Source organism: Paenibacillus zanthoxyli JH29, assembly GCF_000520715.1.
In the GTDB taxonomy this organism is placed as follows: domain Bacteria; phylum Bacillota; class Bacilli; order Paenibacillales; family Paenibacillaceae; genus Paenibacillus_AQ; species Paenibacillus_AQ zanthoxyli.
On record NZ_ASSD01000243.1, the window covers coordinates 1 to 11,458 of the forward strand.

Here is an 11,458-nt window from a genome sequence, read left to right on the forward strand (position 1 = left end):
GCATGCGCCAGCTGAAGTCCCCCGATGCAGTCACCGATCGCATAAATATGCGGCTCGTTCGTCTGCATGCTGGCGTTCACTTCGATGACGCCCTTATCAAAGCGGATATCCGTGTTCTCCAGGCCGATATTATGGATATTGGCCTCTCTTCCCACCGATACCAGCAGCTTTCCGGCAGTCAGCACCTCGGTTTTGCCGCCCTTGGTCACTTCCACGCTGACGCCTTCTCCGGTCACCTGGCATGTGCCTGCGTTCACCGTTACGCCCGTCATCACGGTTACTCCGCGTTTTTTCAGCAGGCGCAGCAGTTCCCTGGCTACCTCGGCGTCTTCATGGGGAAGCAGCTGCTCCGCCGCTTCCACGACGGTGACCTGCACGCCGAAGTCAGCCAGCATCGACGCCCATTCCACGCCGATAACCCCGCCGCCGACGATCAGCATCGAGGCCGGCAGCTCCTCCATCCGAAGCGCTTCCTCGCTGCTCAGAATATACTGCTCATCCGGCTCAAGTCCCGGGATGATCCGGGGGCGCGACCCGGTGGCGATGATCAGGTTGACCGGAACTACCGTCTCCATCTCGCCGTCCTCAAGCTCCACCGCGACCGCCCCGCTGCGCGGAGAAAAAATCGAAGGGCCAATCACCCGCCCCTTCCCTTTAAGCACCTGAATTTTATTTTTACGCATCAAATACTGGACGCCCTGATGCAGCTGCTCCACAACCGCTTCCTTACGGCGCTGCACTTTGCCGAATGCCAGCTTGACGCCGGAAATTTCAATCCCGTATTCCTCGCTTTCCGCAATATCCGCGTAGACCTCCGCGCTGCGCAGCAGCGCCTTGCTTGGAATGCAGCCGCGATGCAGGCACGTCCCGCCCAGTTTATCCTGTTCGATGACGACAACCGACTTGCCGAGCTGAGCGGCACGGATCGCCGCCACATAGCCTCCGGTTCCTCCCCCGAGCACCGCTACGTCACATGAAATGGTCATAAAAATGTATCCCCCAGTTCTTTACGCATCATTCGCATAATCCATTCTATTGTACTCCCTTTTGCCCATATCACAAAATCCTTTGCGCCATGGACATTTAAAATTCGAAGCGTTATCATAAATATGAGTATTTTGCAAAATGCTGTTAATCAATGTTCCGTTTATCCCCAGATATAGGTTATAGAGAGGACGGAAACGGTCATGAAACTGCTGCTCTCCCGCTTTATTGCCATCCTTATTCTGGTGCTGCCCGGTCTGCTGGCTATGAAGGGCTTCCTCATGATGAAAGACGATCTGTTCGACTACCTTGCGATGCACGGCGACGAGACGGCCGCGCCCGTGTTTGCCTGGCTTCATTTTGCAGGAGGACTTGTCATCTTCGCGGCGGGCATGAGCTTTCTGGGCGGCTGGATTCTGACCCGGGACCGCAAACGGAATTATGTCGGACCCCGCTTCAAGGAGAAGCATAGAGCCGGACCGGGGCGGCCTTCTAAACCCGCTTCCTGATCCTAATTTCAATATTGAATCTCGCGGAGGTGCTGGGTTGACAAGATACCATCAGCTGGACTCTTTAAGGGGTCTGGCGGCGCTGACTGTTGTCGTCCATCATTTTGCATTTATCTTCACAGGATTACTGTGGCTGGATGCGTTAAATTACACACCTTTGCGAATCTTCAAAGCAGGACATGAGGCGGTCATTTTTTTCTTTGTCTTAAGCGGATTTGTCCTGTCGCTGCCCTTTTATTCCGATGGAAAAAAAGTGAATATCCCGCATTTTTTCATCAAACGGCTGTGCAGAATCTATATTCCTTACATCGTGGCCGTCGGGTGCTCGATTCTGGCTTACCTGGCCTTTTATCGTCCGGGGCTGGACTCCGGGTTCAGCTCTTTTTTTCATGATGTATGGAGCACGCCTTTGTCCTTTTGGCTGATTGTGGATCATATTATTCTGATCGGCAGCTTTAAAGATTACGCGTTGGACCCCGTCCTGTGGTCATTATCCGTCGAACTGCGAGTCTCCCTCGTCTTCCCCTTCATCATGCTCTTCATCAAGAGATTCGGCTGGAAGTCAAATGTCGCTCTGGGCATACTCTTGTCGGGTACGGCGCTCCTGCTCAACAATCTGGCGCATCCGGCAAATTCGCATCCCATCTCCTCCAATCACTGCTTTACCCTCCACTACATTTCGTTCTTTATCCTGGGTGCCCTGCTTGCCAAATACCGGGTAAGTCTCATTTCAAAAGTGCTGCGTTTAAGGGTTACCATGAAATATGCTCTATTGTTGTCCGGTCTGATCGTGTATTGCAATCTCTTACAGCCTGTATCTCTACCATTCGGTGGTGCTGTTCTCCTGCATTTACGCTTTCCACAATCTGCTGCCCATGTGGGCGACGCTCTCCATCGCTCTCGTCCTGTCACTGCTGGCTTCCAGCCTGTCGTACTATTATATTGAGAAGCCTTCAATCGAGCTGGGGAAAAGATGGACAAGCCGCCCCCTCCGCAAGCTGAAAGAAGTGAAAGAAGCCGTTTAATCTATTTTCAAAAAAGGCAAAATCATGGACATCCGCGTTCCTCCAGAATCTCCTCTTCCTATTCGTACAGCGCATCGCGCAGACGGCTGGACATCGTCTGTCCCCCGGCTGCCTTCAGCACTGCCTTCCTTAGCGCCTTGTTACTCCGCTCCAGCTCCGCAAGGCCCGCTATCAATTCTTCCAGCAGCGCTTCCGCCTCAGCCGTCAGCTTGCCATCCTCTTTCAGCCTTGCGATCCGTTCCTTGAATTCTCCCTGTTTCTCCGTCATCTGTATCCGCTCCTTTCTCCAAGATTTCACTATTCGATTGACTCACGCAAAATAACCCGCACTGTCAAAGACCGGCAGGTTCCCATAAAGATATATTAGCAGATACGGCAAACAAATAACCAGCGCCCCCTGTTCTCTCTGGCCTCGGCAGCCGGGAGTATGCTAATCTATTAAGGTCGCATTTTCGGATATTGGATTTAAGGTCTTCTTTAAGAAAGGACAGATGGAATTGGCACAATTGTTTTTTAAATACGGGGCAATGAACAGCGGTAAATCGATCGAGATTCTTAAAGTTGCTCATAATTATGAAGAACAGGGCAAGTCGGTGCAGATTTTCACCTCGGCCATCGACAACCGGGATGAAGTCGGCTATGTCTCCTCGCGGATCGGACTCCGCAGACAGGCTATTGCCATTGATGAGGATACGGATATTTTCGGGATTGTGAGCGCTGGCCAGCCGAAGCCCCACTGTGTTCTGATCGATGAATGCCAATTTTTGAATAAAGAAAGTATTCTCCAACTGGTTCGCATCGTTGACGAGCTCGACATTCCGGTGATGGCCTTTGGCCTTAAAAATGATTTTCAGAACAATCTGTTCGAGGGCAGCAAGTATATGCTGATCTACGCCGATAAAATCGAGGAAATGAAGACAATCTGCTGGTTCTGCGAGCGCAAGGCGACGATGACGCTTCGGGTCGAGAACGGAAAGCCTGTCTACAGCGGCAAGCAAATCCAGATCGGCGGGAATGAAGCCTATTATCCGGTATGCCGCAAATGCCATAAGAATCCACCGCTGTGAGCGGCCAAACCAAAAGATGTGCTAAAGTATAGCCTCCGGCGCGATTTCATTTCTCAGGACAGCAGTACGGCAGGGGCTGGAGATGAAAAACTTAAAAAGGCCGTGACTGTCTACTTTTACGTAGAGAATCACGGCCTTCAAACCCATTACAGCTTCATATTGCTGCTGTGGCCGGGTGACAGCTTGGCGCTCGGGTCGATATACACCTTGGCATTGTTGACGGCAGTTGGAGCTTCGCCGAATCCGACGGCAATCAGCTTGATTTTACCGGGATAGGTCGTCACGTCACCCGCGGCAAAAATACCCGGGATACTCGTCTCCATCCGGGAGTCGACGACGATCGAGCCGTTCACAATGTCCAGCCCCCACTCGCTGATCGGTCCAAGCGAAGAGATGAATCCAAAGTTGACAATGACAGCGTCGACGTCAAGATTCATGCTTTCTTTCGTTTTTATGTTACGGAGGGTCACTTGCTCGATTACATCCTCCCCCTCAAGCGCTGCAATTTCCATCGGAACCTGTACGTTTACGCTCGAATTCATCAGCTTTTCCACGCTGTGCTCATGTGCCCGGAATTTGTCCCGGCGGTGAATAAGCGTTACGCTTTCCGCAATCGGCTCCAGCATGAGCGCCCAATCGACCGCAGAATCGCCGCCGCCGCTGATCAGCACCTTTTGCCCTTTGAACTGATGCAGATCACTGATAAAATAGTGCAGATTTTTCTTTTCGTATTTTGCCGCTTCCGGCAGCTCCAGACGACGGGGCTCAAACGCGCCGACGCCGGCGGTAATGAGAACTGAGCGCGCAAAGTGTACCGCCTTGTTCGTACGGATCTCGAACAGCCGCTCCTCCAGCTTGATCAATTCGACCACTTTCTCCTCTAGGCAAACTTCCGGCGAGAAGTGATCCAGCTGCCGCTGCAGCGAATTGACGAGCTCTTGAGCCGTTACCTTCGGAAATCCAGCCACATCGTATATATATTTTTCCGGGTATAGGGCGGCAAGCTGTCCCCCCAGCTGGGGCATGCTCTCGATTATTTTGACGGAGGCTTGACGGATTCCGCCGTAAAAAGCGGCAAACATTCCGGCCGGACCGCCGCCGATAATGACGATATCCACCGGTTCAACAGATAATTGATCTTGGCTCACAATGTAACATCCTCCTGTTATAAAATCTGACTAATCTTGTGAAATTATACGCCTACCGTTTCTTGACGCCTGTAACATCGCTGCCGTAGGTTACACCAAGCTCTCCCAACCACCGCCGGTAAGCAATACTGACCCTGTCGGCTTTCAGATGAAGCTCCGCTTGTAAGTCAAGAGGAAGCTCCTCTGGCTTCTGGCTTTCCACAATCCCGGCGTCCTGCTCGATAACCCGCTTCTGGAAATCCCGGAAATATTCATCCGGTTGATCCAGCGCATAATTTCTGGTGACCAGCGCGAAGACCGTGGTTTTTCTTTCGTCATGCGGAAGCACTGTGAACAACATGGAAAGAATCTGATTATTGGAATAATTCACTTTTTTCAGTCTTGCCGTCATGGGGCGCAAAATTTCAAAGGTATAATAGATCGTTGCATAATTCCCCGAACCGTCCGCGTCGGCATACACGGGAATCTCGTCGGAAACGTAGCGGTTCTCCTTCCAGTTCACGCTGTAATCAGGGATTTCCGGGAAGGCGGAATCACCCAATAATCCGTCATGGACGAATGCCAAATGGCTCGCATCCAGAAAATTTTCAACGACTCGCGGCGCCGCTGCATGCAGCACATACGGTTCGGCATGAACCGTTCTAAAGGAAGAGTCCTCATACTCCTCATAAAAAGGAACCGCAGTCTCGTTCTCCAAAGCGCCCTCTTCAAGCTTCACCCAGATCACGCCGTATCTTTCCACACAAGGATAGACGATGGCTTTGGCCTTTGGCGGAATCGTCTGCTCGGCGGGCTGCTGAGGGATTTTGACGCATTTCCCTTCCGTGTCATATTTCCAGCCATGATAAGGACATACAATACAATCGTCCACCACTTTGCCCAGCGACAGCGCCGCGCCCCGGTGAATGCATAAGTCCTTAAACGCCTGTACCCCTTCCTGTGTTCTGAACAGGACGATCCTCTCTTCCAGGACAGTAACGGGTACCGGTTCAGTTCCGATATCCTGCGAATAAGCGACAGATATCCAATCTTTTGCTAATACTTGATCTTTAACCATTGTGTGACCTCGCTTTACATCCAAGTTTTTGTTCTTCGGGTAATCTAAGTTGGATAAGCAAATAGCCACAGGAATCAAGAGGGAGCAGCCAGAATGCCTTTGCCGGGGCGCAAACCTCTTTTTCCCGAAAAAGCGAAAATCCTGGCTCTGCTTCCTCTTGTAGCCTGTGGCAATTACGGTTGCCTGTAGAAACGCCCACACCCTATTAATGAGCTTATACAAGAATTGCAATGACATTTATCATAACATGTATTTTTAAGTATCCTAACATCACACAAAAACCGTGTCAACAAAAATCTTCCGCTCTTAACCCTTCTCGGCGCCAGCCGTCAATCCTTCCGTCAGCAGACGCTGCAGCAGGATGAACAAGAACGTAATCGGAACCGCGATGAGCACGCATCCGGCCGCAAAGCTGGTAAAGTCCGTAGCCTGCCGTGAACTGATCATATCGAACAGCCCGACGGCCAGCGTCTTCGTTTCCGGCGTCCGCAGCACGAGCTTGGCAAAGAGGAAATCGGTGAACGAGCCGGCAAAAATACTCAGCGCTGTATACACAATCAGCGGCGTAGACAGCGGCATGACAATCCGGAAGAAAATGCTTAAATGGCCCGCCCCGTCAATACGCGCCGCTTCCACCAAGCTTTTGGGAATGGTGTCGAAGTAGCTCTTGGCAAAGAGAAAGAACAATGGCGCTCCTGCTGCATAGACGAGAATGACCGCTAGATGCGTGTTAAGCAGGTTCAGCAGATTCAGCAGAATGAATACGGCGATCATACTCATAAATCCGGGGAACAAGCCCAGCACCATCAAGGTGCTCATCATTGTTTTCCGTCCGGTAAACCGGAAGATCGAGAACGCATAGCCGGGCAGCAGCGTTAGAACAGTGCCGATCACAGTGGTAGTCAGGGCAATCTTCAAGGTATTGGTATACCACAGGGCAAAATCATACTTGCTAAACAGATTCGCATAGTGCTCTAACGTAAAGGCTGTCGGAAATAGCGTTTCGCTGAATAACGAGTTGCCTGTCCGAAAGGAAGACATAACAACCCAAAGAGCGGGATATACGGAGAAGACACCGATAACAGCAAGCAGCACATAACTGATTGACAGCCAGACTGATCCTCTTAGTTTACGGGTCATGATGAGGTGTCCTCCTTAAATGCCTTGGTCCGGCGAACATTCCAAATCGCGAACGCGGACAGAATAATAAAGATAATAATGCCAATGACGGATGCGTAGTTGTACTGTCCATAGCCCATGGAAAGCTTGTAGAGCCAAGTGATCAGAATATCGGTATCCCCGGCAAACTGCAGGTCGCTATTGACCGGATTACCGTTCGTCAGCAGGAAAATCACATTGAAATTATTCATATTGCCCACGAAAGACATGATAAGCAGCGGTGCCATCGAATACATAACGCTAGGAAAAGTAATGAGCCGGGTCTTCTGAAAAGAACTTGCGCCGTCAATATCGGCCGCTTCATACATATCTTTCGGGATCGTTGACATAATTCCGATAATCATGAGCATGGATACCGGAAAGGCTACCCAGAAATTCGCAATAACGAGCGTGACCTTGGCCCAAGTCGGGTCGGACAGCCACGGAATTCGGTTGAAGCCTAGAAGCTCAAGGTATTGGTTAATAGGGCCGAACTGGCCGTTAAACATATTTTGCAGAATCAGCATCGAGACAAACATCGGAATGGCGTATGGAAGAATAAACAGCGTGCGCCAGAACGATTTGAACCGAATCCGTTTTTGCTGTACGAGCAGCGCAGCCCCAAATCCGCCGAAATAACCGGTGAGCGTCGCTAGAATCGCCCATAGGAAGGTCCAGAGCGTAACTTTGTAAAAGGTGGTGCTCCATCCTTTCAGCTGGAAGACATCCCTGAAGGCATCAAAGCCCGTCCAATTCAGCAGATGCGCCGGAGGCATATTCTTCGCGGTGTAGTCGGTAAAAGCAATCAAGATCATGAATACGATCGGCATAATTGTAAAGAAGAAGACGCCCGCCAGCGGAAGCGCAAGGATCAGATAAGGGAAACGGTAGGACAGCACAAAGCTGACCGTCTGTCTGAAGGTATTGGGAACCCCTCCTTGTTCCCGCAATTTGCCGGTCCGGTAGGAATCTTTGATACTCAGCACGTAAATCCATATCAGAAGGATTACGGCAAATATCGTCACCAGACCTTCAATCATCAGGAACACGGAATGGTCCCCCATGACTTGCTGATAAAGCCTGCCCACCTTTTTGAGCTGAGTCTGTGTTTCACCAAGGGTTGTAAGTCCCCACACCGCATGAGGCAGCTTGAAAATAACGGTATATAACGTAAACGCATGAACAACCAGCAGAATAATACCCTTCATAATCTGGCGATTATACAATTGTCCCAATCCCATGGCCAGCACCGATAAGATCACGGCGATTGTGCTGTAGGGTTTGGTTGCTCCAGATTTGCTCTGCTTCGCTATAAGCTCCTGCATCACCCTTTAACCTCCTTTATAAAACTGCGGCCACCCTTAACCAAACGGGTGACCGCCTGCCCTTTCCAATATCCAACTTTATTTCTGGTTAGCGATATTGTTCTTTAATTTATCCGCAGCCTTGTCCAGAGCAGCCTTGGGGTCCCCGCCATTCCACACTTCGGCCACAGCGGCATCCAGCGCCGGCCATACATACTGGGTTTCAAACAGGCCCGGGAAGCGGTGGCTGCTTGCAATCTGCTTAAGGAAGCCCTGCGTCAATTCGTCATTGCGTATGCCCTGTTCGGTTCCGGTAATATTCGCAGCAGGAAGAGCGCCGGTCAGCTCATTGTTTTTAATTTGCATTTCCTTCGTTGTAATGAAGTTCGCGAAAATTTTCGCCGCGTTCGGATATTTGGTATAGGAGCTTACATAGTATCCGGTGCTTCCCGCAAGCGGCATCGCATTCTCTCCGCCCGGCAGCTTCGGCATTGGAAGCACGGCTACAGGAAACGGCTGCTTGCTCTGCTCGCCGATAGCCCAGCTTCCGTCCATATTAATAGCGAGCTTGCCTTGTCCCCATAAGCCTTCCTTCAGGTTGTTCGTAGCATCGGCCAATTCAAGCGGCATAATCTCGCGAAGCGATTGGATAAACTTCAACCCTTTGACAGAGCCTTCGTTATTGATTCCGATATCGTTGACATCCGTTTCGTTGTTGCCGAAGATGTATCCGCCATAGCCGGTCATGAAGGCAACGTCAAATGCAGAGGTTTTGGGCTCGTACAGGAAGCCGTACTTGTTGTTCTTCACATCATTGAATTTCTTGGCAAAAGCGATGATATCATCCCATGTCTCAAGCTTCGCATCTTTGACAAGATCTTTATTGTAGTAAAGGCCAAACGTGTACACGTTCCAGGGATAACCGTATAGAATGCCGTCATGGGTAGCAGCGGCGATCGTGTCCGGCTTATTGATGCTCTTCGTTTCTTCTTCAAAATAGTCATTCGGCAGAACGAGGCCGGATTGGACCGCATTCGCCACATCAGGGGTTTGAAGCCCGAACACGTCGGCGCCTACGCCGGCCGGCCCGTCGGTCGTCAACCGGCCAATGCTATCCCAGTAGCCTACGTCTTCTACCGCGACTTTAATGTTATACTTTTGTTCAAATTCTTTAATTGCATAGTCCGTGAAAGGCTTCAGGTCGTGTGTGTATGTCCAGAATCTTAATTCTGCCCCTGGTTCGGGCTTCAGCTCTTCGTTCGCGGCAGGCTCAGCGGTATTTGCGGGCGTGCCTTCCGCATTACTGGTTGGATTGGCCGAATTCGTGCCTGCATTGCCGCCGCAAGCAGCCAGCGTGAACATCATTAGTGTGGAAAGCAATAGAGCGCCCAGCTTCTTTTTCATGGATAATCTACCCCTTCTGAATAAAATAATCAGTCGTTTTTTAACCCGAGATACTGATGAAGCGTATGTGTACGTATCCTTTCCAGACGCAGTTAGTCTAACTCAGCTTCAGCCATTCACTGCCATGCAACTCCCCCTTACGATAATTTCATGGGAAAGAATCCTCGTTTCCTTGACATAAACTTCTTTTTGCTTGATTTGCTTAAGCAGCATTTCCGCCGCCTGAACGCTGAGCTCATGAATCGGCTGCCGGATTGTCGTAATCCCGGGACGGTAAGCTCTCGCCAAGCGGGTATCATCGAAGCCCATAATGGAAATATCTTCGGGGACCCTGAGCCCGTTCGCTTCTGCCGCCTTAATTGCGCCGATAGCGACCATATCGCTCACGCAGCAAATAGCTGTAGGCCTATCCGCCCTTTGGAACAGCCCCATACCGTTCTCATAGCCGTGTTCGATATCATAATCATTTGCAAAAACAAGCGATTCTTCGTACTTGACTCCGTAGTCAGCCAGTGCCTGCTTGTAACCGGACAACCTCTCCATCGCTTGACGATAGATCAGAGGGCCGCCAAAAAAAGCGATTCTTCGATGACCGTTCTCTAGCAAATACAGGGTCGCATCATACATAGCCTGATAATTGTCAATATTTACGGACGAGAATTGCTTGCTCTTGTCGGTATGCCCGGCAAATACCACAGGAATGTCTTCCTGCTCGAAAAACTCAATTTGATGCGGCTTGGGATGAGAGGTCATCAGCACTACGCCATCCACGTACTTGTCTTTCAAGAGCCTCAAATAATCCTTCTCAACATCATCAGCGCGTCTTGTATTGCAGAGCAGCGTCGTATAATTGTGCTTAAAGAACTCCTCTTCTATGATGTTGACAAACTTTGAAAGAAATACGCTGTCAATGTTAGGAATGACCACACCGATCAGCTTGCTTTCCTTCATGGCCAGACTGCGCGCAACCGAATTGGGATTGAAATTAAGCTCTTCCACAACTCTCATGACTTTCTCCCGTACCGCTTTGCTGACTGGTTTGCTCTGATTGAGAACCCGTGATACGGTGGCCGGCGACACATTAGCTCTCATGGCTACATCTCTTATCGTGATATTCATGACTCCATCCAACCCTTCGCAGCAAAGGAACAACAGCTGAATTAGAAACGAACTTTCCACATCCAGGAAACCGGTTTCCCATCATGCATTGATGAAAATAAGTTGCCGATACCCTCAGGAAATCGATTTCCTGTACATGCTTTGACACTGAATTCGATATAAAGTGTGATAAATATCACTTCGTTTGTGTAAGCAAAATGTACATGAAGCCAAGAAATAGGTCAACTAACATTACATTTAATTGTACAATTCGACAATTTTCTTCGTTTTGATTATGCAGGGCGCACTATATTTGCAGCTTTCGTTGAAATGAAACCGATTTCTATAAACATTTTGATGTTATGTACATGTCATATTTATACATACAAAAAAAAGAAACGGATCGCCTCCGTTTCCAATATCTCCATAGGCACTACTCCAGCCTTCACCGAATCCAGACATTCAGACGGTCATAGTGCGTGATCATCTTGGCCTTGCTAACGCAGCACCTTAAGCGCACGGACCTCATCCTCTTCAGCCACAAAAATCTCATATTGGACGGGTATTTTGCCTCCAATATTCACCCGTAGGTCCGCCGCGCCAGTTGATCCAGAAATTCGCGAACGGTGACGGATTCCCTCAGCGGCAAGGATGCTTTTGGCTCGGATTTGAACACTCCCCCACTTAGCTAACACTTGAAGTGG

12 protein-coding genes and 1 riboswitch are annotated in these 11,458 nt (G+C 50.0%); of the genes, 3 read left to right on the forward strand and 9 right to left on the reverse strand.

Annotation, left to right across the window (positions count from 1 at the left end; all coding sequences use genetic code 11):
- On the reverse strand, positions 1–986 hold a 986-nt coding region (locus tag L691_RS0109035; RefSeq protein WP_025690105.1), incomplete at its 3' end, for a dihydrolipoyl dehydrogenase family protein.
- 201 nt (positions 987–1,187) lie between these two features.
- Here L691_RS0109035 and L691_RS0109040 point away from each other — a divergent pair.
- Both L691_RS0109040 and L691_RS0109045 read left to right on the forward strand, forming a co-directional pair.
- On the forward strand, positions 1,188–1,493 hold the full coding sequence (locus L691_RS0109040) for a DUF2627 domain-containing protein (RefSeq protein WP_025690106.1): 306 nt from the start codon (positions 1,188–1,190) through the stop codon (positions 1,491–1,493).
- 37 nt (positions 1,494–1,530) lie between these two features.
- Entirely contained in the window at positions 1,531–2,439 is a 909-nt protein-coding gene (locus L691_RS0109045; protein ID WP_025690107.1) for an acyltransferase family protein, read from the forward strand.
- 137 nt (positions 2,440–2,576) lie between these two features.
- Here the strand turns inward: L691_RS0109045 and L691_RS0109050 are convergent, their stop codons facing one another.
- Positions 2,577–2,786, reverse strand: a complete 210-nt coding sequence (locus L691_RS0109050) for a hypothetical protein (protein ID WP_025690108.1) — start codon at positions 2,784–2,786, stop codon at positions 2,577–2,579.
- Between the two features lie 229 nt (positions 2,787–3,015).
- Here L691_RS0109050 and L691_RS0109055 point away from each other — a divergent pair, with 229 nt between their 5' ends.
- Positions 3,016–3,585: a thymidine kinase gene (locus L691_RS0109055; RefSeq protein WP_025690109.1), complete on the forward strand. Its 570-nt coding sequence runs from the start codon at positions 3,016–3,018 to the stop codon at positions 3,583–3,585.
- Between the two features lie 146 nt (positions 3,586–3,731).
- On the opposite strand, the gene L691_RS0109060 is transcribed toward L691_RS0109055, so the two are convergent.
- From L691_RS0109060 to L691_RS33495, 7 genes are all read right to left on the reverse strand, one after another.
- On the reverse strand, positions 3,732–4,733 hold the full coding sequence (locus tag L691_RS0109060; RefSeq protein WP_025690110.1) for an NAD(P)/FAD-dependent oxidoreductase: 1,002 nt from the start codon (positions 4,731–4,733) through the stop codon (positions 3,732–3,734).
- 52 nt (positions 4,734–4,785) lie between these two features.
- Entirely contained in the window at positions 4,786–5,790 is a 1,005-nt protein-coding gene (locus L691_RS0109065) for an aromatic ring-hydroxylating dioxygenase subunit alpha (RefSeq protein WP_025690111.1), read from the reverse strand.
- A 140-nt stretch (positions 5,791–5,930) separates the two neighbouring features.
- Positions 5,931–6,032: riboswitch (purine riboswitch) on the reverse strand.
- Between the two features lie 64 nt (positions 6,033–6,096).
- Entirely contained in the window at positions 6,097–6,930 is an 834-nt protein-coding gene (locus tag L691_RS0109070; RefSeq protein WP_025690112.1) for a sugar ABC transporter permease, read from the reverse strand.
- The gene (locus L691_RS0109075; protein WP_025690113.1) at positions 6,927–8,273 is read right to left on the reverse strand and encodes a carbohydrate ABC transporter permease; all 1,347 of its coding nucleotides are present in this window, start codon (positions 8,271–8,273) and stop codon (positions 6,927–6,929) included. The genes L691_RS0109070 and L691_RS0109075 overlap by 4 nt, the downstream gene beginning before the upstream one ends.
- 78 nt (positions 8,274–8,351) lie before the next feature.
- A complete protein-coding gene (locus L691_RS0109080) occupies positions 8,352–9,656 on the reverse strand; it encodes a sugar ABC transporter substrate-binding protein (protein ID WP_025690115.1) in 1,305 nt (434 codons plus the stop codon).
- A 108-nt stretch (positions 9,657–9,764) separates the two neighbouring features.
- Positions 9,765–10,775 (reverse strand): LacI family DNA-binding transcriptional regulator, encoded by a 1,011-nt coding sequence (locus L691_RS0109085; protein WP_025690117.1) that lies wholly within the window; start codon positions 10,773–10,775, stop codon positions 9,765–9,767.
- 476 nt (positions 10,776–11,251) lie between these two features.
- Positions 11,252–11,458 (reverse strand): putative signal transducing protein (locus tag L691_RS33495; protein ID WP_025690119.1); only part of this gene is annotated, 207 nt, incomplete at its 5' end.

What these genes read in the sequence shown, in the direction of transcription:
- L691_RS0109050 (WP_025690108.1), bottom strand. Translation starts at nt 2,786, where the DNA reads ATGACGGAGAAACAGGGAGAATTCAAGGAACGGATCGCAAGGCTGAAA.
- L691_RS0109070 (WP_025690112.1), bottom strand. Translation starts at nt 6,930, where the DNA reads ATGACCCGTAAACTAAGAGGATCAGTCTGGCTGTCAATCAGTTATGTG.
- L691_RS0109080 (WP_025690115.1), bottom strand. Translation starts at nt 9,656, where the DNA reads ATGAAAAAGAAGCTGGGCGCTCTATTGCTTTCCACACTAATGATGTTC.
- L691_RS0109075 (WP_025690113.1), bottom strand. Translation starts at nt 8,273, where the DNA reads ATGCAGGAGCTTATAGCGAAGCAGAGCAAATCTGGAGCAACCAAACCC.
- L691_RS0109040 (WP_025690106.1), top strand. Translation starts at nt 1,188, where the DNA reads ATGAAACTGCTGCTCTCCCGCTTTATTGCCATCCTTATTCTGGTGCTG.
- L691_RS0109065 (WP_025690111.1), bottom strand. Translation starts at nt 5,790, where the DNA reads ATGGTTAAAGATCAAGTATTAGCAAAAGATTGGATATCTGTCGCTTAT.
- L691_RS0109085 (WP_025690117.1), bottom strand. Translation starts at nt 10,775, where the DNA reads ATGAATATCACGATAAGAGATGTAGCCATGAGAGCTAATGTGTCGCCG.